Below are 24,959 nucleotides of genomic sequence, written 5' to 3'. Positions count from 1 at the left end.
GGAGCCCGATGTTTAACCTTGGAGTAACTCGCAATGAAAAAATCCCTGATTGCCCTGGCTGTGCTGGCTGCTTCCGGCGCTGCAATGGCTCAATCTTCCGTGACCCTGTTCGGCGTGGTTGACGCAACCTACGCTTACGGTTCCGGCAGCGTCTCTAACAAGTCGCAACTGACAAACTCCGGCTACAACAGCAGCCGTCTGGGTTTCCGCGGCGTTGAAGACCTGGGTGGCGGCATGTCCGCTTCGTTCTGGCTCGAAGCTGGTCTGAACAACGACAACGGCACCGGCGGCGTTACCAACACCAACAACCAAGCAGCTACCAGCACTGGCGGCGGCCTGACTTTCAACCGTCGTTCGACGGTTAGCCTGAACGGCGGCTTCGGTGAAGTGCGTCTGGGCCGTGACTACACCCCCCAATTCTGGAACCTGACCGTGTTCGATCCGTTCGGCACGAACGGCGTGGGCACCACCCAAACCCTGAACTCCAGCCTGGGCGGCCCTACCACCATCCGCGCTTCGAACTCCATCGGCTACTTCCTGCCTGGCAATCTGGGTGGTTTCTACGGCCAAGCCCAGTACTACATGGGTGAGAACAACAGCAACGCTGCCAACAAGAAGGACGGCAACGGCCTGGCACTGCGCGCTGGTTACGCTAACGGCCCCATCAACGCTGCTATCGCTTTCTCCGAAACCAAGTTCCTGGCTGGCAACATCAAGGCTGTGAACCTGGGCGGTCAATATGATCTGGGCATGGCCAAGATCATGGCTCACTACAACCAAGACAAGATCAGCGGCGGCAACGACGGTAAGGGCTTCCTGATCGGTGGTCTGATCCCCATGGGCGCTGGCGAAATTCGTCTGGCTTACTCCACCTACAAGATCAGCACTCCTGGTGCAGATCCCCGTACGAACAAGCTGGCTCTGGGCTATGTGCATAACCTGTCCAAGCGCACCGCTCTGTACGCAACCTACGCTCACCTGAACAACAAGAACGGCGCTGCTCAATCCCTGAACGGTGCTGTGACTGGTGTGAACGACAACTCCAACGGTTACGACTTCGGTATCCGTCACAGCTTCTAATATCGTCAGCTGGCTTTGGCCAGTTGTTGATACAAAAGCCTAAAAGCCGCCTTCGGGCGGCTTTTTCATTTCTCGAACTGTTTGCGTGAGTCTGTGCGTCGCTTGCGACTGCCTGTGTATCGACTTGGGTGATCCAAATCGGTCTCGTGGCTCACGTGCTGAACCATGACTGCTCATGCGGGCCGATGAGATTCGTGGTGTGGCTGATTGCCGTGCGCCGAGCGCTCCCGTCGAGACGGATAGAAGACCAAGTGGCTGGTAAGGCTCGACTACAGTGCTTCTGACTCGGTTTGCTGATGGGCGAAGCGATATCGCGACCTCGAGCGGTGGTAGGGGCCCACGGGGACAAGGGCAAAAAAGTTTTAGCTGGCACCAACCTTGCATGGCGAAAGTGTTGCCAGCGCAGTTATAGGCCCTTCATGGCAGCGGGGATTCAGGGATTTCCCGTTGGCTATAGAGCAACCTTTACTGCATAGTAAAACTCTTAATCAAGAGGGTTCCATGAAACTCAACTACAGTCTTTTGTCGGTGGCTGCTGCTGCCGCGCTGCTGTTTGCGCCGTCATTGCAGGCCAAGCCTTTCAAATGGGCCAGTCAGGGAGAAATCGCGACCTGGGACATTCACTCCCAAAATAATGCGCTGCAAAACGGCCTTCATGCCAACGTGTATGAAAGCCTGGTGTACTACAACAGCAAGACGTTCGATGTGGAGCCCGTGTTGGCAACCGCCTGGAAGGAGATCAGCCCCACGCAGGTGCGCTTCACGCTGCGTCAGGGCGTGAAGTTCCATGATGGTTCGCCGCTGACCACCGACGATGCGGTGTACTCCATCCAGCGGGCCATGGCCAAAACGTCCAACTTCACCCCCTATGTACAGGGCATCAGCAAAGTGGTGAAGGTGGATGCGCAGAACTTTGACGTCATCCTGTCTTCGCCCAATCCGGTTCTGCTGCGTCAGATGACCGAGTTGCGCATCATGAGCAAGGCCTGGGCGGAAAAGAACAAGTCGGTAGAGCCCAAAGACATCAAGGGCACCGACGAAAATTTTGCCCACCGCAACGCCATGGGCACAGGCCCTTACACCCTGGAGTCGTGGCAGCCTGATGTGAAGATGGTGTTCAAGCGCAACCCCAACTGGTGGGGCAAGATGGACGGTAACGTGACCGAGATCGTCTACACGCCCATCAAGTCTGCAGCCACACGCATTGCTGCACTGCTGTCGGGTGAAGTGGATCTGGTGCTCGACCCGTCACCCCAGGATCTGGGTCGCTTGCGCGCCAGCCCTGACTTGAAGGTGATTGATGGAGTGGAGAACCGCACAATTTTCCTCGGCATGGACCAGTTCCGCGAAGAGCTGCCGGGTTCGAACATCAAGGGCAAGAACCCGCTCAAGGATGTGCGGGTGCGCAAGGCCCTCTATCAGGCGATTGATGCAGAAACCATCTCGCGCAACATCATGCGCGGTCTGGGCAAGCCCACGGGCACCATCGTTGCGCCGCAAGTGGCTGGCTACACAGAGGCTGTTGGCAAGCGTTTTCCATACAGCGTTGATGCATCCAAGAAGCTGCTGGCCGAGGCGGGTTACCCCGATGGCTTTGAAGTGGATTTTGCCTGCCCCAACAACCGCTACATCAACGACGAAGCCATCTGCCAAGCAGTGACGGCCATGTGGGCGCGCGTGGGGGTGAAGGCCAAGCTGCGCACGCTGCCGCTGGTCAACTACTTCCCGATGATCCAGCGCTACGAAGCCAGCATCTACATGCTGGGCTGGGGCGTGCCGACATTCGACGCGCTGTACAGCCTGCAATCGCTGGTGCGCACCGTGGGCCAAGGTGGTGACGGCAACTACAACGTAGGTCGCTACAGCAACCAGCGCATGGACTATCTGGTGGACCGCATCAAGGCCGAGACCGATGCGCCTGTTCGCGCCCGCATGCTGACCGAGGCGCTGCAACTGTCCAACGACACTGTGTCCCACATTCCTCTGCATGACCAGGTGATCCCATGGGCCATGAAGAAGAACATCGAACTGGTGCACCGTGCTGATAACCGCGTGGACATGCGCACGGTCAAGGTGAACTGATTTATTCTTGACACACTGAAAGCAAGGGCCGTGCGGCCCTTGCTTTCTTTGGTATATCTGACGATGTATTGACCCGCAGTGCCCCAGTCACCAAAAGTGGCGGCGGCACTTCCATCGAACACTCACTCGACTCTCTGATGCTTGCCTTTATTTTGCGCCGCCTGATACAGGCTGTGATTGTCATGGTCACGGTGGCCTTCATCTCCTTCATGCTGTTCCAGTACGTGGGAGACCCCGTGGTGTTCCTGCTGGGCCAGGACGCCACTCCCGAGCAGATCCGCGAGTTGCGCAGCGCCCTCGGCTTGGACAAATCCTTCTTTGTGCAGTTCTGGCACTTTCTGGTGAATGCAGCGCAGGGTGAGTTTGGACTGAGCCTGCGCCAGGGGGCCAAGGTGTCGCGCCTGATTGCCGAGCGCTTCCCGGCCACTCTCGAGTTGGCGCTGGTAGCGGCCCTCCTCGCGCTGGTCATTGGTGTGCCGATGGGCGTGTATGCCGCCCTCAAGCGCGGCACCTTCACCAGCCAGCTGTTCATGACACTGTCCCTGCTGGGAGTGTCCCTGCCCACCTTCCTGATCGGCATCTTGTTGATTTTGGTGTTTGCCGTACACCTGGGGTGGTTCCCCAGCTTTGGTCGGGGTGAGGTCGTGCAGCTGGGCTGGTGGAGCACCGGCTTGCTCAAGGCCAAGGGCTGGCACCACATCACCCTGCCTGCGATCACGCTGGCCATCTTCCAGCTCACGCTGATCATGCGGCTGGTGCGGGCCGAAATGTTGGAGGTGCTGCGCACCGACTACATCAAGTTCGCCCGGGCTCGTGGCCTGTCCAATCGGGCCATCCATTTTGGCCACGCCCTCAAGAACACTCTCGTGCCCGTGCTGACCATCACAGGTCTGCAACTGGGTGGCCTGATCGCCTTTGCCATCATCACGGAGACGGTGTTCCAGTGGCCAGGCATGGGCCTGCTGTTCATCCAGGCGGTGACCTTCGCTGACATTCCCGTGATGGCCGCTTACCTGTGCCTGATTGCGTTGATCTTTGTGGTGATCAACCTGGTGGTGGACCTGCTGTACTTCGCGGTCGATCCTCGACTGCGCGTTGGCAAGGCAGGAGGCCACTGATGCAAGGCCCCCGTTTGAAAGCTGGTGGCCGCGCCTTCGCTCACATAGCGCAGTACCACCCTGAGTTGACGGCACTGCGGCGTGACCTGCATGCCCATCCGGAGCTGGGTTTCGAAGAGATCTACACCAGCAAACGCGTCAAGGAAGCGCTGAAGCTCTGCGGTGTGGATGAGATCCACGAGGGCATCGGGCGCACGGGTGTGGTGGGCGTCATTCGTGGGCGCAGCAGCGCCAGCGGTAGCATGGTGGGCCTGCGCGCCGACATGGATGCCCTGCCGCTGACCGAGCACAACGACTTCGCCTGGAAGTCCTGCAAGCAGGGCCTCATGCACGGCTGCGGCCATGACGGTCACACCGCCATGCTGATTGGCGCTGCGCGCTACCTGGCCGAAACCCGCAACTTCGATGGCACCGCCGTGCTGGTGTTCCAGCCGGGCGAAGAAGGCTTTGCCGGTGCCCGCGTGATGATGGAAGACGGGTTGTTTGACCGCTTCCCCGTGCAGTCCATCTTTGCCATGCACAACTGGCCCGCAATGAAGCCCGGCACCGTGGGGATCAATGCCGGTCCGATGATGGCAGCCGCCGACCGTTTCACGGTCGAGATCACTGGGCGTGGCGGCCACGGCGCGCACGCCTATCAGACGGTGGACGTTGTGCTGGTCGCGGCCCACATCATCACCGCAGCTCAGAGCATCGTTTCGCGCAATGTGCGGCCCATCGACAGTGCGGTGGTCAGCCTGTGCGCGATGCAGGCCGGCGACCTGGGTGCGTTCAGCGTGCTGCCCGGCACGGCCACGCTGGTGGGCACCGTGCGCACCTTCGACCCGCTGGTTCAGGAGATGGTGGAAAAGCGCCTCAAGGAGTTGTGCAGCGCCATTGCGCTCGGCTTCGGTGCCACGGCCACGGTGCACTACGAACGCATCTACCCCGCCACCATCAACAGCGAAAGCGAAGCAATCTTCGCGGGCGATGTGGCCGAGTCGCTGCTGGGTGCCGACCACGTGGTGCGCGACCTGGAGCCCAGCATGGGCGCTGAAGACTTCTCTTTCATGCTGCAGAACAAGCCAGGGGCCTACCTGCGCATTGGCCAAGGCACAGGATCGAGCGGCAGCGCCTTGCACAACAGTCGGTATGACTTTAACGATGACATCCTGCCGCTGGGCGCTGCGCTGCACGCCAGCCTGATCGAGCAGGCCATGCCGCTGCCCGCGCTCTGATCAGGCGCGGGCGTCTGACTTCTCCACGCACACACCGCTCACCCACCGGAAGTCTTCGTACCCTTCCATCCCACCCTTTCACTACCAGGAGATTTCCATGAAATTCCAGAAAAAAGTCGCTGTGACCGCTCTCTTCGCTGCGCTGGCTGCGACGAGTTTGGTAGCTCAGGCACAGACCGTTCGCATCGCCAACCAGGGCGATGCCCTGTCGATGGACCCGCACTCACTCAACGAGTCGCTGCAGCTGAGCGTGACCAGCAACGTTTACGAACCGCTGGTGGGCCGCAACAAGGACCTGAGCCTTGCGCCCGCATTGGCTACCAGCTGGAAGCAGATTGCCCCCACCGTGTGGCGCTTCGAACTGCGCAAGGGTGTGCAATTCCACGACGGCACGCCGTTCACTGCCGACGACGTGGTGTTCAGCTTTGCTCGCATGAAGGGCGATGGCTCTGACATGAAGGCCACCAACAGCGACATCAAGCAGGTGCGCAAGATCGACGACCACACGGTCGAGATCGACACCATGGCTCCACAGCCCATCCTGCCAGACGTGATCACCACGTCCTACATCATGAGCAAGAAGTGGTGCGAGACCAATCAGGCCACCACCCCTGTGGACCGCCGCAAGGGCATCGAGAACGCGGCGTCGTTCCGTGCCAATGGCACCGGCCCCTTCCGCCTGCGTGAGCGCCAGCCCAACGTGCGCACGGTGTTCGTGCGCAATGGCGCCTACTGGGACAAGATCGAAGGCAACGCCACCGAAGTTGTGTTCACGCCCATCGGCAACGATGCCACGCGCGTGGCGGCCCTGCTGTCGGGCGAAGTGGACGTGATGGAGCCTGTGCCCGTGCAGGACATCGAGCGTATCAACGGCAGCGCCAATGCCCGCGCCATCACTGGCCCTGAGCTGCGCACCATCTTCCTGGGCATGGACCAGAAACGCGACGAACTGCTGTACTCCAACGTCAAGGGCAAGAACCCCTTCAAGGACAAGCGCGTGCGCCAGGCCTTCTACCAGGCCATCGACATCGAAGGTATCAAGAAGACTGTGATGCGAGGCGCCTCCAACCCCTCCGCGCTGATGGTGGGCCCCGGCATCAACGGCTTCCAGCCGGATGTCAAGCGCCTGCCCTATGACGTCGAAGCCGCCAAGAAGCTGATGGTTGAAGCCGGTTACCCCAACGGTTTTGAAGTCACCATGAACTGTCCCAACGATCGCTACGTGAACGACGGCCGCATCTGCCAGACGGTGGCCGCCAATCTGTCGCGCATCAACGTCAAGATCAACCTCGCGGCCGAGACCAAGGGCACGTACTTCCCCAAGGTGCTGCGCCGTGACACGAGCTTCTACATGCTGGGCTGGACCCCCACCACCTACGACTCGCACAACGCCCTGAATGCGCTGATGATCTGCCCCGACGACAAGACCGGAGCGGGCCAGTTCAACCTGGGTGCGTATTGCAACCCCAAGCTGGACGAACTGACCAAGAAGATCCTGGTCGAGACCGACAAGCCCAAGCGCGATGCCATGATCAAGGAAGCCTTCGATGTGCACACCGCCGACGTGGGCCACCTGCCGCTGCACCAGCAGGCGCTGGCCTGGGGTGTGAGCAAGAAGGTCAAGCTGGTGCAGATGGCCGACAACTACATGCCTTTCAAGTGGATCACCGTGAGCAAGTAATCCTGCTTGTTCCCGCCTGATCGATACGACGACTACAACAACGACAACGCCACCGGCTGATTCAAGCCCGCAACAACACCCGCAGCTACCCGTTGCGCGTGTTGTTGCCTGTTGATTGGTTTCCCACAATGAAAACTACCCTTGCCCGCTGGTTCGACAGCGACGTTGGCTACAGCTTCCGCACATCGCCGGTCGCCATGCTGGCCGCCGCCATTGCGCTGATTTGCCTGTTCTGTTCGGTGTTCGCCGGATGGGTGGCGCCCCACAACCCGTTCGACCTCACCACGCTGGAGCTGAGCGACGCGCGGCTGCCCCCGGCGTGGAGCGAAATGGGCTCCATGAAATACCCCTTGGGCACCGATGACCAGGGCCGTGACATCCTGTCCGCACTGATCTACGGTGCGCGCATCTCCCTCGTGGTCGGCATTGCCTCGGTACTGCTCTCCGTGGTGGTGGGTGTGGCCTTCGGTCTGCTGGCCGGTTTCCGGGGCGGCTGGGTGGATGCTGTGCTCATGCGCCTGTGCGATGTGATGCTCTCCTTTCCTGCCATCCTGGTCGCGCTGCTGATTGCCGGCGTGGGTCGTGCGCTGTTTCCCAATGCGCACGAGTCGCTGGCGTTCGGGGTGCTGATCCTCTCCATCTCCCTCACCGGCTGGGTGCAATATGCCCGCACGGTGCGCGGCTCCACGCTGGTGGAGCGCAACAAGGAATACGTGCAGGCGGCCCGTGTGACGGGGGTCCCGCCGCTGCGCATCATGCGCAAGCATGTGCTGCCCAACGTGATGGGGCCCGTGCTGGTGCTGGCCACCATCCAGGTGGCCACGGCCATCATCACCGAAGCCACGCTGTCCTTCCTGGGTGTGGGCGCTCCGCCCACTTCGCCCTCGCTGGGCACGCTGATCCGCATCGGCAACGACTACCTGTTCTCGGGCGAATGGTGGATCACCGTATTTCCTGGCGCCATGCTGGTGCTGATTGCGCTGTCGGTCAACCTGCTAGGTGACTGGCTGCGCGATGCCCTGAACCCGCGCCTGCGTTGAGCCACAACAAGAACAAGAAAAGCGATATCTCCATGAGCCTTCTCGAAGTCAAAAACCTCGTTGTCGAATTCCCGGGCCGCCGCGGTACCCTGCGCGCCCTGGACGACATTTCCTTCTCCATTGCGCCCGGCGAGATCCTGGGCGTGGTGGGGGAGTCCGGCGCCGGCAAGTCACTCACCGGCGCGGCCATCATCGGCCTGCTGGAGCCGCCGGGCCGTGTGGCCTCGGGCCAGATCCTGCTGGAGGGCCAGCGCATCGACAACCTCAGCAATGAGGAAATGCGCCACATCCGTGGTCGCCGCATTGGCGCCATCTTTCAGGACCCGCTGACCTCGCTGAACCCTCTGTACACGGTGGGCCGACAGCTCACCGAAACCATCCTGGCGCACCTGCCTGTCAACGCCGCTGAGGCCCGCCAGCGCGCCATCCAGTTGCTCAAGGACACCGGCATTCCCGCGGCAGAAGAGCGCATTGACCACTATCCGCACCAGTTTTCAGGTGGAATGCGCCAGCGTGTGGTGATCGCCCTGGCCCTGGCGGCCGAGCCCAAACTCATCGTGGCCGACGAGCCGACCACGGCGCTGGATGTGTCCATCCAGGCGCAGATCATCACGCTGCTCAAGAACATCTGCAAATCGCGCGGTGCAGCCGTGATGCTGATCACCCACGACATGGGCGTGATTGCCGAAACCTGTGATCGCGTGGCTGTGCTGTACGCTGGCCGCGTGGCCGAGATCGGCCCGGTGCACGATGTGATCAACAAGCCGTCGCACCCCTACACGAGCGGGTTGATGGCCTCCATCCCCGACATGACGATGGACCGTGAACGTTTGAACCAGATCGATGGCGCCATGCCGCGCCTGAACGCCATTCCCCGTGGCTGCGCCTACAACCCCCGCTGCCCCAAGACCTTTGACCGCTGCATGACCGACCGCCCCGACCTGATGGATGCAGGCGCTACACGCGCTGCATGCTGGCTGCACGCTGGTGCCGCGACCCAAGCCGAGGTGACCGCATGAGTGCCACCGCAACGAAAAGCAAGGCCCTGGTCCAGGCGCACGACCTGGCCAAGACCTTTGACGTCTCCGCTCCCTGGCTCAACCGTGTGATCGAACGCAAGCCCCGCACCCTGTTGCATGCGGTGGATGGCGTGAGCTTCGAGATCGAGAAGGGCAAGACGCTGGCCCTGGTGGGCGAGTCCGGCTGCGGCAAGAGCACCGTGGCCCGCCTGCTGGTGGGGTTGTACGAGCCCACCCGCGGCGGCCTCACCTTCGACAACCAGGACGCGCACGCCGCTTTCAAGGGCAACGATGCCAAGGCCATGCGCCGCCGCATCCAGATGATCTTCCAGGACCCGTACGCCAGCCTGAATCCGCGCTGGCTGGTGGAGGACATCATCGGAGAGCCACTGAAAGAACACGGCCTCATCACCGACAAGGAACAGCTCAAGACCCGCGTGGGCGAGTTGCTCAAGTCCGTGGGGCTGTCGCCGCTGGACATGGTCAAGTACCCGCACCAGTTCTCGGGCGGGCAGCGCCAGCGCATCTCGATTGCACGCGCCCTGGCCACCGAACCCGAGTTCCTGGTCTGCGACGAGCCCACCAGCGCGCTTGATGTGTCGGTGCAGGCCCAGGTCCTCAACATCATGAAGGACCTGCAGCGCGAACGGCAGCTCACCTACCTGTTCATCAGCCACAACCTGGCCGTGGTGCGCCACGTGAGCGACCAGGTCGGCGTGATGTACCTGGGCCGACTGGTGGAGTTGGCCGACAAACACACGCTGTTCGACACACCGCGTCACCCCTACACGCGCATGTTGCTCGATGCCATCCCCAAGATGCACGACACCGGCAAGGCGCGCACACCGGTACAGGGCGAGGTACCCAACCCGCTGAACCCGCCGCCCGGTTGTGCGTTCAACCCCCGCTGCCCGCATGTGAACGACCGCTGCCGCACCGAGCGCCCCCAGCTCCTGAGCATTGGCGGCATTCGCATTGCGTGCCATGCGGTGGAGGAAGGGCGGATCTGATGCCAGCCGCCACGCGGGTGTGCTGACGCGCGGCGGAGGGACTCATCCGGCATTGCTACTGTCGCAGTAGTGATTGCTATCAATAAAATAGCTGCTAGCGCAATGAATACCTGCGCTTGCGGCTATTTTTGCTTGTAAACGCGCAGAAGATGCTCATCCTGGCTCCGCAGTCACTCCTTGGCCGGCTGCGGGCAGGGCACGCCCCAGCAGGTAGTCAATGCAGGTGCGCACCGCCCGGGTCTGGTGGCGGTTCGGCATGTAGAGCATGAACATCTGGGTGCCAAAAATGCTCAGCCGCCAGTCGTTGAGCGTGGTCAGCACTTCGCCGCTGGTCACGGCGTCCTGCACCACGTAATCCGGTACCAGCCCTACGCCCAGCCCTGCCAGGATGCCCTGGCGCAGAAACGGAAAGTGCTCCGAAATGAGGGTGGGCTCCAGCATGGCCTCCTGGCGCTGGTCACCCCGGTACCCGCGCAGGCGCAGCTGCTTGCCTACCACCCCTGCGGTGATCACCGGCGCGGCCTGCAGAGCTTCGAAGTCCTGGGGCAGCCCATGCGTCTCGGCGTACTCGCGCGATGCGCAGGCGATGTAACGCACGCTGCCCAGGTCGCGCGCCACCAGCGTGGGCGGGGGCTCGGGCATCACGCGGATGGCGATGTCCACCTCATCACGGATCAGGTCATCCACCCGGTTTTCAAAGCGCACATCCAGCACGATGCCGGGGTACAGCCGCTTGAAGTCGATCAGCCAGTCCGACATCACCATCTGCCCGTAGCCACTGGGCACGCTCAGGCCCACGCGGCCCTGCAGGCCTTGGCCCAGCGTGGCAATGGTCTCGCGCGCGGCCAGCATTTCGTTCTGAATGGCGCGGCCATGGGCGTACAGGCGCAGGCCCACCTCGGTGGGCTCCACCCGGCGTGTGGTACGGCGCACCAGCTGCACACCCACCGATTTTTCTAACTGGTGCAGGTGGTAGCTCACGTTGGCTCGCGTCATCTTCAGGTTGCGCGCGGCCTGGCTCAGGTTGCCAGCATCAAGGATGTCGACCAGCACGGTGAGGGAGGTGAGTTCCATAGGCGGGATGGGTGGGGCGGCATCTGAACGCTCGCTTGCCGCAGTTTGTCAAAAGAAGTTTGACAGTCTGTCAATGGGCTATGTAATTGTCAAGATTACTTCGCGCATCAACAATCCCCCGGTCATCAACAGGCACAGCCATTGACCAGGAGACTTCCCCGTATGCACGCCGCCGCTGCCGCATCTTCCGTTGTTACCACCGCGCTGCATGGCGATGTTCTGGTCGTCACCATCGACAACCCGCCCGTCAATGCCCTGGGAGCCGCCGTGCGCCAGGGCCTGTTGGCGGCCATGCAGCAGGCGCAGGCCGACGCCGCCGTGGTCGCCGTGTTGCTGGTGGGCGCGGGCAAGGCCTTCATTGCCGGGGCGGACATCCGCGAATTCGGCAAGCCACCGGTAGCACCCATCCTGCCTGAGGTCTGCCGCGCCATCGAAAACCTGAACAAGCCCGTGGTGGCCGTGCTGCACGGCGCAGCCCTGGGCGGCGGGCTGGAGGTGGCTTTGTCGGCCCACTACCGGCTGGCCTTGCCTGCCGCCACGCTGGGCCTGCCCGAGGTGAACCTGGGCCTGCTGCCCGGCTCGGGTGGCACCCAGCGCGCCCCGCGCCTGATGGGCGTGCAGGCCGCCACCACCCTCATGCTCAGCGGCCAGCCCCTCAAGGCGCAGGCCGCGCTGCAAGCCGGCCTGGTTGACAAGCTGGTGGAAGGCACCGACCCGCTGGCCGCAGGCTTGGCCTACGTGCGCGAACTGCTGGCTGCCAACGCCCCCGTGCGCCGCACGCGTGACCTGGCCATTGCCGAGCCGCAGGCTGCGCTGGCTTGGCTGGAAGAGCAAAAGGCTGAGACGGCCAAGAAGTCGCGCGGCCTGTTCTCGCCCCTCAAGATCATCGAATGCGTGCAGGCTGCACTGCAGTTGCCGTTTGAAGAAGGCATGGCCCGCGAACGTGCGCTGTTCATGGAATGCATCGACAGCCCGCAACGCGCCGGGCTCATCCACGCCTTTTTTGCCGAGCGTGAAGTGGTCAAAGTGCCCGAGGCTCAGGCCGCGCAGCCACGCCCCGTGGCCAGCATTGCCGTCATCGGTGGCGGCACCATGGGTGCGGGCATTGCCGTGGCCGCGCTGGATGCGGGCCTGCCCGTGACCATGATCGAGCGCGATGCCGAATCCATCGCCCGCGGCCGCGCCAATGTCGAAAAGGTCTACAACGCCCTGGTGGCCAAGGGCCGCATGACCGATGCCGCCCAGGCCGCCGTGATGGCGCGCTACACCGGCAGCACCAGCTATGCCGACATCGCCCAGGTGGACCTGGTGATCGAGGCCGTGTTTGAAGACATCGAAGTCAAGAAGACCGTGTTCCGCGAGCTGGACCGCGTGTGCAAGCCCGGTGCCGTGCTGGCCACCAACACGTCCTACCTCGACATCGACGCCATTGCAGCTGCCACCGGCCGCCCGCAGGATGTGATCGGCCTGCACTTCTTCAGCCCCGCCAACATCATGAAGCTGCTGGAGATCGTGGTGCCCGCCAAGGTGGCGCCCGACGTGGTGGCCACGGCGTTCGAGCTGGCTCGCAAGCTGAAAAAGGTGCCTGTGCGCGCGGGCGTGTGCGACGGCTTTATCGGCAACCGCATCCTGGCCGTGTACAAGCAGGCCGCTGACTACCTGCTGGGAGACGGTGCCAGCCCCTACGAGATCGACGCTGCCGTGCGCGGCTTTGGTTTTGCCATGGGCCCGTTCCAGGTGACAGACCTGGCCGGTGGCGACATTGGCTGGGCCACGCGCAAGCGCCGCGCTGCCACGCGCGACCCCAAGGCCCGGTACGTGGAGATTGCCGACCGCATCTGCGAACGCGGCTGGTTTGGTCAGAAGACCGGGCGCGGGTTCTACCTGTACCCCGACGGTGCCCGCACGGGCCAGCCCGACCCGGAAGTGCTGGCCATAGTGGATGCCGAGCGCGCCAAGAAAGGCGTCACGCCCCGCAGCTTCAGCGCCGACGAGATCATGCGTCGCTACATGGCCGCCATGGTCAACGAAGGCGCCAAAGTGGTGGCCGAAGGCATTGCCCTGCGCCCGCTGGATGTGGACGTGACCTTTGTCGCGGGCTACGGCTTTCCGCGCCACCGTGGCGGCCCGATGAAGTGGGCCGACATGACGGGGCTGGACAAGGTGCTGGCCGATATCCGCGAGTTCGCCCAGGAAGACCCGCTGTTCTGGCAGCCCGCGCCGCTGCTGGAAAAGCTGGTAGCCGAGGGGCGCAATTTCGACAGCCTGAACAAGGCTGCATAGCGCAGAGACTGCCTGACCTGCATTGCACGCGAAGCGTTTTCCATCAGTCCCACCGTATTCGAGTCATATTGGCCTCTAGCGCTTTATGAATAAGCGCAAAAAGCTATTAAATCAGGAGCAAATCATGCGTGAAGCCGTCATCGTTTCCACCGCCCGCACCCCATTGACCAAGTCGCACCGGGGCGAATTCAATGCCACACCCGGCCCGCAGCTGGCGGCCTTTTCCGTCAAGGCAGCGGTCGAGCGCTCGGGCATCGACCCCGAGCTGATCGAAGACCTGGTGATGGGCTGCGGCTACCCCGAGGGCATCACCGGCAAGAACATTGGCCGCCAGACCGCGCTGCGCGCGGGCCTGCCCCTTTCGGTGGCGGGCATGGTGGCCAGCCGGTTTTGTGCATCGGGTCTGCAGTCGGTGGCGATTGCCGCAGGCCGCATCGTGGCCGAAGGCGTGCCCGCCATGGTGGCGGGTGGGGTGGAGAGCATCTCGGCCATCCGTGCAGGCAACCCGGCAGACATCGACCCCTGGCTGCAAGAGCACAAGCCCGACCTCTACATGGCCATGATCGACACCGCCGACATCGTGGCCCACCGCTATGGCATCAGCCGCGAAGACCAGGATGCGTTCTCGCTGCTAAGCCAGCAACGCACCGCCGCCGCACAGCAGGCCGGCGTGTTCGCTGACGAGATCGTGCCCTGCACCACGCGCATGATGGAAAAGAACAAGGAGACCGGTGAGGTCACCTACCGCGAAGTGACCGCCACGCACGACAACTGCAATCGCGCCAGCACCACGCTGGAAGGCCTGGCCAAGCTGGAGCCGGTGAAAGGTCCGGGCCAGTTCATCACCGCAGGCAACGCCTCGCAACTGTCCGACGGCTCCAGCGCCTGCGTGCTCATGGAAGCGAAAGAAGCCGAGCGCCGTGGCCTGCAGCCCTTGGGCGCGTTCCGTGGCTTTGCGGTGGCGGGTTGCGAGCCCGACGAAATGGGCATTGGCCCCGTGTTTGCCGTGCCCAAGCTGCTGGCGCGCCACGGCCTCACGGTGCAGGACATTGACCTGTGGGAGATGAACGAAGCCTTCGCCTCGCAGGCCCTGTACTGCCAGCGCCGCCTGGGCATTCCGTCCGAGCGGCTGAACGTGAACGGCGGGGCGATTGCCATTGGCCACCCCTTTGGCATGACCGGTGCACGTCTGGTGGGCCACCTGCTGCTCGAAGGCCGCCGCCGCAAGGCCAAGTACGGCGTGGTGACGATGTGCATCGCCGGTGGCATGGGCGCTGCAGGCCTGTTCGAGATTTATTGAAACACCCCCTGAGCGGCTGGCGCCGCTTCCCCCTCTCCTGCGGGAGGGGGACGACGCCCTCGCTGCGGGGCGGCCCTTGCTCGGCGTCCCCCGCCTGGGGCGCGCCAGTGCAAAGGCCGTATACAGGCGCACAGCGCCATGGATGACTGAGGAAAACCGTCAATGGACCTGAATTTCACCCCCGAAGAAGAAGCCTTCCGCGCCGAGGTGCAGGCTTTCTTGAAAGCCAAGCTGCCCGAGCGCATCGCCACCAAGGTCAAGGCCGGGCAGCGCCTGACCAAGGCGGACCAGGACGAGTGGCACGCCATCCTGAACGAGCGCGGCTGGCTGGCCAACCACTGGCCCGAAGCCTATGGCGGCCCCGGCTGGGGGGCCGTCGAGAAGTTCATTTTCGACACCGAATGCGCCCTGGCCGGTGGCCCGCGCATCGTGCCCTTTGGCGTGAACATGCTGGGCCCGGTGCTCATCAAGTTTGGCAACGAGGCACAGAAAAAATACTGGCTGCCGCGCATCCTGAGCGGTGAGGACTGGTGGTGCCAGGGCTACTCCGAACCTGGCGCGGGCTCGGACCTGGCCTCGGTCAAGACCACGGCGGTGCGCCAGGGCGACCACTACATCGTCAACGGCCAGAAGACCTGGACCACCCAGGGCCAGCACGCCAACATGATCTTCTGCCTGGTGCGCACCGACCGCGAAGCCAAGGCGCAGTCGGGCATCAGCTTCTTGCTGGTGGACATGAACTCGCCCGGCGTGGAGCTGCGCCCCATCCGCACGCTCGATGGCGACAAGGAAGTCAACGAGGTGTTCTTCACCGATGTGAAGGTGCCCGTGGAAAACCTGGTGGGCGAGGAGAACAAGGGCTGGACCTACGCCAAGTACCTGCTGACCTATGAGCGCACGGGCATTGCAGGCGTGGGCTTTTGCATTGCCGCGCTGGCCAAGCTCCAGGTGATTGCCGCCAAGGTCATCAAAAACGGCAAGCCGCTGGATCAGGACCCACTGTTTGCCGCCCGCATGGCCCAGGTCGAGATTGACCTGGAGAACATGAAGACCACCAACCTGCGCGTGATTGCCGCCGTGGCCGGTGGCGGCGTGCCAGGGGCTGAAAGCTCCATGCTCAAGATTCGCGGCACCGAGATCCGGCAGGAGATCCTCTCGCTCATCCGCCGTGCGGTGGGCCCGTACGCGCTGCCTTTCATCGAAGCAGCGCAGTACGAAGGCTATGCCGATGAACCCGTGGGGCCGAAGGAGGCAGCGACGGCAGCTGCGAATTACTTCAACTACCGCAAGCTGTCGATCTTTGGCGGCTCCAATGAAATCCAGAAGAACATCATTTCAAAAATGATTTTGGGCCTGTGAGGTTGCCGCGATGAACTTTGAACATACCGAAGACCGCCGCATGCTGGCGGACACCCTGAACCGTTTTGTGGCCGAGCAGTACGGGATCGAGACGCGCAACCACATCGCCTACGGCGACAGCGGCATGGACGCGGCGCTGTGGAGCCGCTTTGCCGAGCTGGGCGCGATTGGCGCACTCTTCCCCGAAGCCGATGGCGGCTTCGGCGGCGCAGGCTTTGATGTGGCCGTGGTGTTTGAAGCCCTGGGCAGCGGCCTGGTGGTGGAGCCCTTCGTCGGCGCGCTGGTGGTGGGCCGGGCGCTGGGCCTGGCGGGCAGCGCTGCGCAAAAGGAACACATCGCCCGCATCATCGACGGCAGCACCGTGGTGACCCTGGCGCACGAGGAAGCCGGCGCGCACTACGCCCTGAACCGCGTGACCACCCGCGCCGTGCGCAATGGCGACGGCTGGTTGCTCACCGGCCACAAGGCCGTGGTGCTGCATGGCGACCAGGCTCAACTGCTACTGGTCAGTGCCCGCACAGCGGGCGCTGTGGACGATGAAGACGGCATCTCGCTGTTCCTGGTGCCCGCCGATGCTGCAGGCCTGAGCCGCCGTGGCATGGGCCGCATCGATGGTGGCCGTGTGGCCGAAGTCACGCTGCAAAACGTGCAGGTGGGCGCAGGGGCCTTGCTGGGCGCAGAAGGGCAGGGCTTTGCCACGCTGGAGCACGCGGTGGGCTGGGGCATTCTGGCCGTGTGTGCCGAGGCGCTGGGCGCCATGGATGTGGCCAAGAAGCACACGCTGGAATACCTGCAAACGCGCAAGCAGTTTGGCGTACCCATCGGCAGCTTTCAGGCTCTGCAGCACCGCATGGCCGACCTGCTGCTGGAAGTGGAGCAGGCACGCTCGGCCGTCATCAATGCGGCAGCAGCCATGGAAAGCACCGACCGCACCGAGCGCGAGCGCGCGCTCTCGGCCGCCAAGGTCACCATGGGCCGCATTGGCGCGCTGGTGGCCGAGGAAAGCATCCAGCTGCACGGTGGCATTGGCATGACGTGGGAGCTGCCGCTGTCGCACTACGCCAAGCGCCTCGTCATGGTGGACCACCAGTTTGGCGATGAAGACCACCACCTGGCGCGCTTTATCGCGCTGGGCCGGAGCTGAAGCCATGGAGCAGCCACTGCCTCTGCTGCAACGCCGTGAGGGCGCGGTGCTCGTGCTCTCCAACAACAACCCTGCCGCGCGCAATGCGCTGTCGCCCGCGTTCTATGCAGCGCTGACCGAGGCACTGGCACAGGCCGAGGCTGACCCTACCGTCGGCGCCATCGTGCTCACGGGCGAGGATGGGCACTTCTGCGCGGGCGGTGACCTGCGCCAGCTGGCCAAGCGCCGTGAGCTGCCCATCGAAGAGCGCCGCGCCAAGCTCGAAGGCCTGCACGACCTGATCCGCACCGTGCGCGATTGCCGCAAGCCGGTGATTGCAGCGGTGGAGGGCGCTGCCGCTGGTGCGGGCCTGTCGCTGGCGCTGGCCTGCGACATGCTGGTGGCTGCGCGTAACGCCGTGTTTTCGGTCGCGTATGTGAAGGTGGGTCTCACGCCCGACGGCGGCGCCACTGCCTTCCTGGCCGAGTTCGTGTCGCGCCAGGTGCTGACCGAGCTGTGCCTCACCGGCGAACGCATCTCTGGCGAGCGACTGCATGCACTCGGCCCGGTCAACCGACTGGCCGAACCGGGTGAGGCGCTGACGCAGGCATTGGCATTGGCCGCGCAGGTGGCCACCGGGCCGGACCTGGCCATGGGCCGCATCAAGGCGCTGTGCCGCAGTGCCTACGTCCAGCCACTGGACGATCAGCTGGAGTTGGAAGCACAGCTCATGGTGCAGTCGCAAGCCACCGAAGAATCCCGCGAAGGCGTTGGTGCGTTTCTGGAAAAACGCCCGGCCGATTTCGCCCGCCTGCGCCAGGTCAATGCCGCTGGCGCGGGTACACAAGACACTACGCAATGACCTCCACCACCCCCACCCCCCCATTGCCCGAGGGCATGGACTTCCCGCTCGAAGGCGTGCGCGTGCTCGACCTCTCGCGTGTGTTTGCGGGCCCGCTGTGCGGCCAGGTACTGGCCGACTTTGGTGCCGACGTCATCAAGGTGGAACACCCCGGCCGGGGTGACGACACCCGCGACTGGGGCATGCGCATCGGCAAGACCGAGACCACCTACTACAACAGCATGAACCGCAACAAGCGGTCCATCACGGTGGATTTGCAGACGCCCGAAGGCGTGAAGATCATCCGCGACCTGCTGCCGCAGTGCGACGTGGTAGTCCAGAACTTCAAGACCGGCGGCGCCGAGAAGCTGGGCCTGGGCTACGAGCAGCTCAAGGCCATCAAGCCCGACCTCATCTACTGTTCGGTGGCGGGCTACGACAGCTCCGGCCCCGAGGCCAAGCGCCCCGGTTATGACCTGGTGATCCAGGGCGAGGCGGGTCTGATGGCCATCAACGGTGAGGCCAACCAGCCCCCGCTGAAGTTCGGCGTGGCCGCGGTGGACATGATGACCGGCATGTATGCGGCGCAGGCCGTGCTGGCCGCGCTGTTCCGGCGGGAGCGCACGGGCAAGGGCCGCCACATCGAGATGGCGCTGTACGACTGCGGTCTGATGATCACCGGCTACTACGGCCTGGACGCCATGCTGCTGGGCCACGACCCGCAGCGCTACGGCAACGCCCACCCGTCCATCGTGCCCTACGGCATGTTCGAGGCACAGGACGGTCCGCTCATCATCGCCGTGGGCAACAACAGCCAGTTCGACAAGTTCTGCCGTCAGGTGGTGATGCGCCCGGACATCGTGGAAGACCCCCGTTTTGCCACCAATGTCGAGCGTGCCCGCAATCGACTGACCCTGCTGCCCGAGATGAAGGCGTTGATTGCCAGCTTCCCGCGTGATGTGCTGCTCGAACGCCTGACCGCTGCTGGCATCCCTTGCGGCAGGGTGGCTGGCTTGCACGAAGCGCTGACCAGCGAGCGTACGCGGCGTGGCGGCCTCCTGCAGGAAATGCCCCACCCCGTGGCGGGCACCACGCATGTGTTCGCGCCGCCTTATCGGCTGGACGGCCAGCGCCTGCCCATCCGCAACGCACCGCCCACCCTGGGCGACGCCACGCGCGATGTGCTGCAGCAGCTGCTGCAACTGCCAGAGGCCGAGCTTCAGGCCCTGCGCGACAAGGGTGTGCTCACACTTCCCCCGCTTTAATAGCTATAAAAATAATAGCGGAAAGCGCTTGCGGAACAAGCGCTATCGACCTTTTCCTATTGCCATCCGGAGACAAACATGAACTTCTTCCGTATTCCCCGCCGCAGGGTCCTGCAGGGCCTGGCCGCCCTCATCAGCACCGGCCTGCTGGGCTCGGCCCTGGCGCAGGCGGGTAAGGACGCCTGGCCTGCCAAGCCTATCAAGCTGATCGTGCCGTACCAGGCCGGTGGCGCCACCGACATCACCGCCCGCGCGCTGGGCGAGAAGCTCTCGGCCCGCCTGGGCCAGCCTGTTCTGGTGGACAACCGCGGCGGAGCCGGCGGCGTGACCGGCACCGACCAGGCGCTCAAGTCGCCGGCCGACGGCTACACCCTGCTGGTGTCCCTGGGCACCACCATGCTCATCAACCAGTTCCTGTACGACCGCCTGCCGTACCAGCCGCAAAAGGACCAGGCCCTCATCACCCAGATCGCGCTGGCGCCGGTGGTGCTGCTGGTCAACCCGCAGCTGCCGGTCAACAACGCAGCGGAGCTGATGGCCTACATCGACCGCAACAAGGGCAAGATCGCCTATGGCTCATGGGGCATGGGTTCGTACGCCCACCTGGCTGGGGCGTGGCTGTCCGACAAGCACAAGGCCGACATGAACCATGTGGCCTACAAGGGCGAGGCCCCAATGCTGCAGGACCTCGTGGGCGGGCAGTTCCAGATGGCGTTTGCCAGCCTGCAGTCGGCCCGGCCCTACATCGAATCGGGCCGCCTCAAGCCACTGGCCGTGACCGGCGCGCAGCGCATGGACGCGCTGCCCAAAGTGGCCACGATGGCTGAGCAGGGTATCAAGGACGAGGTCTTCCAGGTGACGGGCTGGGTGGGCATGAGCGCACCCGCGAAGACGCCGCCCGAAGTCGTAGCGCGGCTTGGCGTTGAGCTGCAGGCCGTGATCGCGATGCCCGAAGTGCGCGACCGCATCCAGCAGATGGGTTTCATCCCCGTGGGCAGCAGTCCCGAGCAGTTCAGCGCCCAGTTCAAGAAGGACGCACCGGTGTGGGAGCGCGTGGTGAAAGTGTCTGGCGCAAAGCTCGATTAACACCCCCCTGAGCCGCAGCGCGGCTTCCCCCCGCTCTCGCATGGCTGCGCCATGCGGGCAGGGGGACGCAGCCAGCGCGGCGGGGCGGCCCTTGCGCGGCTGCCCGCGCCTGGGCCGCGCCGGTTACGTCGGGCGTGGGTCAGCACAAAAGCTGAAAGTAAAAACGGATATCTGATGACGAAACAATCTCTTTTCCCCGCCGCCTTTTCGCGTCGCGCGGTGCTGTCCGCAGCTGCCGCTGTGTCGGCCATCGGCCTGCTGGGCACGGCCCCAGCGCACGCCCAGGCCTGGCCTAACAAGATGATCAAGCTCGTGGTGCCCTTCCCGGCTGGTGGCCCCACCGACACGGCCTCGCGTATCGTCGGCCAGAAGCTGGCCGAGCGGCTGAAGCAGCCCGTGGTGGTGGAGAACCGCGCGGGCGCTTCGGGCTCGATTGCCGCGCAGCAGATCGCCAAGACCCCTGGCGACGGCTACACGCTCATGATGCTGGCCACGCCCACGCTGTTGGCTCCGCACCTGTACAAAAAGGCGGGCTACGACACCACCAAGGATTTCGTGTCCGTGGCTACCGTGTACGACCTGCCCATCGTAGTGGTGGTCAACCCGGCGCAGATGCCTACCGTGACCGATCTGCAAAAGCTCATCACCCACGCCAAGGCGCGGCCAGGTCAGCTCAACTACACCTCCTCGGGCGTGGGCAGCTTTGGCCACCTGAGCATGGAGCTGCTCAAGCAGCTGGGTCAATTCGAGATGGAGCATGTGCCCTACAAGGGCGGTGTGCCCGCCATCACCGACACGCTGGGCGGCCAGGTGCCCATGATGTATGCAGACCTCGTGGCAGCGCTGCCCCATATCCAGACGGGCAAGCTGCGCGCCATTGCGGTGGGCTCGCCGCAGCGCGTGGGCGTAATCCCCAACGTGCCCACCATTGCCGAGCAGGGCTTCAAGGGCTTTGATGCCGTGTCGTGGGGCGGCCTGATGGCCCCGCTCGGTACGCCCAAGGATGTGGTTGATCGCATCAGCACCGAAGTCAAAGCCATCCTGGCCGACAAGGAGGTGCAGGACAAGCTGCTCAACGCCGGTGCCATCGCCAACCACCAGGGCCCGGACCAGATGGCCAAGCGCGTGCGTGGCGATTACGCCAAGTGGGGCCAGGTGATCCGCGACAAGGGCATCGTCTTCGAGTAAGTTGGGCCATGACCAACGCAACTGCCTCTGCCCCTTTTCCCCCGTTCCGCAGGGTCTCCGATCTGCTGCGTGACAACGCGCGGCAGCGCCCGCAGGCCAAGGCCTTGGCCGATGACGACTCCGCGTTGAACTGGGCCGCACTCGATGCCCTGGTGGACCGCGTGGCCGCATCGTTGCAGCAGGCGGGCCTGCAGTCGGGCGATGTGGTGGCCGTATGCGCCGCGTCGTCGGTGCGTTATGCCTCTGTGTACCTGGGCGCCCTGCGTGCGGGTGTGGTGGTGGCACCGCTGGCGCCATCCGTCACGCCCGAGGCCATGGCGTCCATGCTGGGCGATGCCCAGGCGCGCCTGCTGTTTGCCGATGCGCAGGGCAGGGCGGCGGTGCCGCCTGCGGTGATGAAAGGCGCCGTTGCGCTGCCCCTGGTGGCGCTGGACGATACCGGCGCGGGCACGCCGTGGATTGAGTGGCTCGCTCCCGAAGGCGCCGCACCGCAGCCGGTGGATGTGGGCCCCGAGCACCCGTTCAACATCATTTATTCCTCCGGCACCACTGGCAACCCCAAGGGCATCGTGCAATCGCACGGCATGCGCTGGGCGCATCTGGTGCGCGGCCTGGCGCAGGGCTACGGGCCGGACAGTGTCACGCTGCTGGCCACGCCGCTGTATTCCAACACCACGCTGGTGTCGTTCTTCCCCGGCCTGTGCTGGGGCGGCAGCGTGCGGCTGATGGCAAAGTTCGATGCACTGCGCTACCTGCAGACCGCGCAGCAGATTCGCGCCACGCACTCCATGCTGGTGCCGGTGCAGTACCAGCGCATCCTGGCGCTGCCGCAGTTTGGTGAATTCGACCTGTCGTGCTTTCGCGCCAAGTTCTGCACCAGCGCGCCGTTCCGTGCCGAGCTGAAGGCCGACATCCTGGCGCGCTGGCCGGGCGCGCTGTACGAGTTCTACGGCATGACCGAAGGCGGCGGCACCTGCATCCTGGCGGCGCACGACCATCCCGACAAGCTGCACACTGTGGGCCAGCCCGCATCCACCAGCGACATCCGCCTGATCGACGAAGAGGGCCATGAGCTGCCGCCCGGCGCCACCGGCGAGGTGGTGGGCCACTCGCCCGGCATGATGACCGGCTACCACCGGCAGCCCGACAAGACGCGCGAGGCCGAGTGGTTTGACGCCACCGGCAAGCGCTTCATTCGCACGGGCGACGTGGGCCGGTTTGACGCGCAGGGATTTCTGACCCTGCTGGACCGCCGCAAGGACATGGTCATCAGCGGCGGCTTCAACATCTACCCCAGCGACCTCGAAGCCGAGTTGCGCAAGCACCCCGCCGTGGAGGACGTGGCCGTGACCGGCGTACCCTCCGAACAATGGGGCGAGACGCCGGTGGCCTTTGTATGCCGCCGGCCGGGTGCCACCGAAGACGCCACCCAGATCATGGGTTGGTACAACGCCCGTGCGGGCAAGACGCAGCGGCTGGCTGCGCTGCATTTCATTGATGAGCTGCCGCGCAGCGCCATCGGCAAGGTGCTCAAGCGTGAATTGCGTGACCTGCACCGCGCGCTGTCGCACTGATCGATTTCCTGTTTTTTCAGAAAGACCCAACCATGAAAATCCTCGTTCCCGTCAAGCGCGTGGTGGACTACAACGTGAAGGTCCGCGTGAAGTCGGACAACACGGGTGTGGACATCGCCAACGTGAAGATGAGCATGAACCCCTTTGACNGTCAAGCGCGTGGTGGACTACAACGTGAAGGTCCGCGTGAAGTCGGACAACACGGGTGTGGACATCGCCAACGTGAAGATGAGCATGAACCCCTTTGACGAAATCGCCGTTGAAGAGGCCGTGCGCCTGAAAGAAAAAGGCCTGGTGACCGAAGTCATCGCAGTCTCCTGCGGCGTGGCCCAGTGCCAGGAAACCCTGCGCACAGCCATGGCGATTGGCGCCGACCGCGCCATCCTGGTCGAGACCGACGTGGAACTGCAGCCCCTGGCCGTGGCCAAGCTCCTGAAGGCCCTGGTGGACAAAGAGCAACCCTCGCTCATCATCCTGGGCAAACAAGCCATCGACGACGACGCCAACCAGACCGGCCAGATGCTGGCGGCCCTGGCCGACCTGCCCCAGGCCACGTTCGCCAGCAAGGTCGAACTGGCTGCAGACAAGGTCAGCGTGACCCGCGAAGTGGACGGCGGCCTGGAAACCCTGCAGCTTTCGCTGCCCGCAGTGATCACCACCGACCTGCGCCTGAACGAGCCCCGCTACGTCACCTTGCCCAACATCATGAAGGCCAAGAAAAAGCAGCTCGATACCGTCAAGCCCGAAGACCTCGGTGTGGACGTGGCTCCGCGCCTGAAGACCCTCAAGGTGACCGAACCCGCCAAGCGCGGCGCAGGCATCAAGGTAGCCGACGTGGCCGCCCTGGTCGAAAAACTCAAGAACGAAGCGAAGGTGATCTAAATGTCGGTACTCGTTATTGCTGAACACGACAACGCGTCCATCAAGGGCGCCACGCTGAACACCGTCACGGCCGCAGTGGCCTGCGGTGGCGACGTGCACGTGCTGGTGGCCGGCCACAACGCCGGCGCTGCTGCACAAGCCGCCTCCAAAATAGCCGGTGTTGCCAAGGTCATCCACGCCGACGCCCCTGGCCTGGAACACGGCCTGGCAGAAAACGTCGCCGCCCAAGTGCTCGCCATCGCATCCAACTACAGCCACATCCTGTTCCCCGCGACTGCCAGCGGCAAGAACGTCGCCCCCCGCGTGGCGGCCAAGCTCGACGTGGCCCAGATCAGCGACATCACCAAGGTGATCGCAGTCGATACGTTTGAGCGCCCCATCTACGCCGGCAACGCCATTGCCACCGTGCAAAGCCAAGATGCCGTCAAGATCATCACCGTGCGCACCACCGGCTTTGACGCCGCAGCCGCCACCGGTGGCAGCGCACAAGTTGAAACCGCCGCCGCCACGGCCGACGCCGGCAAGAGCAGCTTCGTGGGCAGCGAAATCGCCAAGAGCGACCGCCCCGAGCTGACCGCCGCCAAGATCATCGTCTCCGGTGGACGCGCGCTGGGCAGCAAGGAAAAGTTCGACGCAGTCATGACGCCCCTAGCCGACAAGCTGGGCGCCGCCCTGGGTGCCAGCCGCGCGGCGGTGGACGCAGGCTACGCGCCCAACGACTGGCAAGTGGGCCAGAC

At 64.0% G+C, this 24,959-nt stretch carries 20 protein-coding genes; 19 read left to right on the top strand and 1 reads right to left on the bottom strand.

Translation table 11 applies throughout. From position 1 onward, the window contains the following. Nucleotides 1-33: 33 nt before the first annotated feature. The 8 genes from ASC83_RS05240 (at nt 34) to ASC83_RS05205 (ending at nt 10,247) form a co-directional block, all read left to right on the top strand. Complete coding sequence (locus tag ASC83_RS05240) at nt 34-1,080, top strand: porin (RefSeq protein WP_056059147.1); 1,047 nt, start codon at nt 34-36, stop codon at nt 1,078-1,080. Nucleotides 1,081-1,581: 501 nt separating this feature from the next. Next, nucleotides 1,582-3,162: an ABC transporter substrate-binding protein gene (locus tag ASC83_RS05235; RefSeq protein WP_015012583.1), complete on the top strand. Its 1,581-nt coding sequence runs from the start codon at nt 1,582-1,584 to the stop codon at nt 3,160-3,162. 137 nt (nt 3,163-3,299) lie between these two features. Then, a complete protein-coding gene (locus ASC83_RS05230) occupies nt 3,300-4,280 on the top strand; it encodes an ABC transporter permease (protein ID WP_015012584.1) in 981 nt (326 codons plus the stop codon). Beyond that, entirely contained in the window at nt 4,280-5,497 is a 1,218-nt protein-coding gene (locus ASC83_RS05225; RefSeq protein ID WP_015012585.1) for a M20 aminoacylase family protein, read from the top strand. The genes ASC83_RS05230 and ASC83_RS05225 overlap by 1 nt, the downstream gene beginning before the upstream one ends. Before the next feature lie 97 nt (nt 5,498-5,594). Beyond that, nucleotides 5,595-7,178, top strand: a complete 1,584-nt coding sequence (locus ASC83_RS05220) for an ABC transporter substrate-binding protein (protein WP_056059145.1) — start codon at nt 5,595-5,597, stop codon at nt 7,176-7,178. Between the two features lie 128 nt (nt 7,179-7,306). Beyond that, complete coding sequence (locus tag ASC83_RS05215; protein WP_056059141.1) at nt 7,307-8,218, top strand: ABC transporter permease; 912 nt, start codon at nt 7,307-7,309, stop codon at nt 8,216-8,218. Between the two features lie 32 nt (nt 8,219-8,250). Then, nucleotides 8,251-9,237, top strand: a complete 987-nt coding sequence (locus ASC83_RS05210) for an ABC transporter ATP-binding protein (protein WP_056059952.1) — start codon at nt 8,251-8,253, stop codon at nt 9,235-9,237. Then, on the top strand, nt 9,234-10,247 hold the full coding sequence (locus tag ASC83_RS05205; protein WP_056059138.1) for an ABC transporter ATP-binding protein: 1,014 nt from the start codon (nt 9,234-9,236) through the stop codon (nt 10,245-10,247). The genes ASC83_RS05210 and ASC83_RS05205 overlap by 4 nt, the downstream gene beginning before the upstream one ends. Before the next feature lie 153 nt (nt 10,248-10,400). On the opposite strand, the gene ASC83_RS05200 is transcribed toward ASC83_RS05205, so the two are convergent. Next, nucleotides 10,401-11,321 (bottom strand): LysR family transcriptional regulator, encoded by a 921-nt coding sequence (locus ASC83_RS05200; protein ID WP_056059134.1) that lies wholly within the window; start codon nt 11,319-11,321, stop codon nt 10,401-10,403. Nucleotides 11,322-11,483: 162 nt separating this feature from the next. Here ASC83_RS05200 and ASC83_RS05195 point away from each other — a divergent pair, with 162 nt between their 5' ends. From ASC83_RS05195 to ASC83_RS05145, 11 genes are all read left to right on the top strand, one after another. Beyond that, nucleotides 11,484-13,604, top strand: coding sequence for a 3-hydroxyacyl-CoA dehydrogenase NAD-binding domain-containing protein (locus tag ASC83_RS05195; RefSeq protein ID WP_056059131.1), 2,121 nt, complete (start codon nt 11,484-11,486; stop codon nt 13,602-13,604). Nucleotides 13,605-13,728: 124 nt separating this feature from the next. Further along, nucleotides 13,729-14,904, top strand: coding sequence for an acetyl-CoA C-acyltransferase (locus ASC83_RS05190; protein ID WP_056059129.1), 1,176 nt, complete (start codon nt 13,729-13,731; stop codon nt 14,902-14,904). A 162-nt stretch (nt 14,905-15,066) separates the two neighbouring features. Next, a complete protein-coding gene (locus ASC83_RS05185) occupies nt 15,067-16,263 on the top strand; it encodes an acyl-CoA dehydrogenase family protein (protein WP_056059127.1) in 1,197 nt (398 codons plus the stop codon). A 10-nt stretch (nt 16,264-16,273) separates the two neighbouring features. Further along, complete coding sequence (locus ASC83_RS05180; RefSeq protein ID WP_056059125.1) at nt 16,274-17,407, top strand: acyl-CoA dehydrogenase family protein; 1,134 nt, start codon at nt 16,274-16,276, stop codon at nt 17,405-17,407. Between the two features lie 4 nt (nt 17,408-17,411). After that, nucleotides 17,412-18,248 (top strand): oxepin-CoA hydrolase, alternative type, encoded by an 837-nt coding sequence (locus ASC83_RS05175; protein WP_056059949.1) that lies wholly within the window; start codon nt 17,412-17,414, stop codon nt 18,246-18,248. After that, entirely contained in the window at nt 18,245-19,492 is a 1,248-nt protein-coding gene (locus ASC83_RS05170; protein ID WP_056059122.1) for a CaiB/BaiF CoA-transferase family protein, read from the top strand. Before ASC83_RS05175 ends, ASC83_RS05170 begins: the two co-directional genes overlap by 4 nt. Nucleotides 19,493-19,570: 78 nt before the next feature. Beyond that, nucleotides 19,571-20,578 carry a tripartite tricarboxylate transporter substrate binding protein gene (locus tag ASC83_RS05165; RefSeq protein WP_056059118.1) on the top strand — a complete coding sequence of 336 codons (1,008 nt, stop codon included), beginning with the start codon at nt 19,571-19,573 and terminating at the stop codon, nt 20,576-20,578. 174 nt (nt 20,579-20,752) lie between these two features. Beyond that, entirely contained in the window at nt 20,753-21,766 is a 1,014-nt protein-coding gene (locus tag ASC83_RS05160) for a tripartite tricarboxylate transporter substrate binding protein (RefSeq protein ID WP_056059114.1), read from the top strand. Between the two features lie 8 nt (nt 21,767-21,774). Further along, complete coding sequence (locus tag ASC83_RS05155) at nt 21,775-23,340, top strand: class I adenylate-forming enzyme family protein (protein WP_056059110.1); 1,566 nt, start codon at nt 21,775-21,777, stop codon at nt 23,338-23,340. Between the two features lie 150 nt (nt 23,341-23,490). Beyond that, nucleotides 23,491-24,222 (top strand): electron transfer flavoprotein subunit beta/FixA family protein (locus tag ASC83_RS05150; RefSeq protein ID WP_235509323.1); only part of this gene is annotated, 732 nt, incomplete at its 5' end. After that, a partial coding sequence (locus ASC83_RS05145) for an electron transfer flavoprotein subunit alpha/FixB family protein (protein WP_056059104.1) occupies nt 24,223-24,959 on the top strand: 737 nt, incomplete at its 3' end.

The sequence above is a fragment of the Acidovorax sp. Root402 genome, assembly GCF_001425125.1.
GTDB classification, from domain to species: domain Bacteria; phylum Pseudomonadota; class Gammaproteobacteria; order Burkholderiales; family Burkholderiaceae_C; genus Acidovorax; species Acidovorax delafieldii.
Note: the sequence above shows the minus strand (reverse complement) of the source record. Positions and strands in the feature narration are given on the sequence as shown.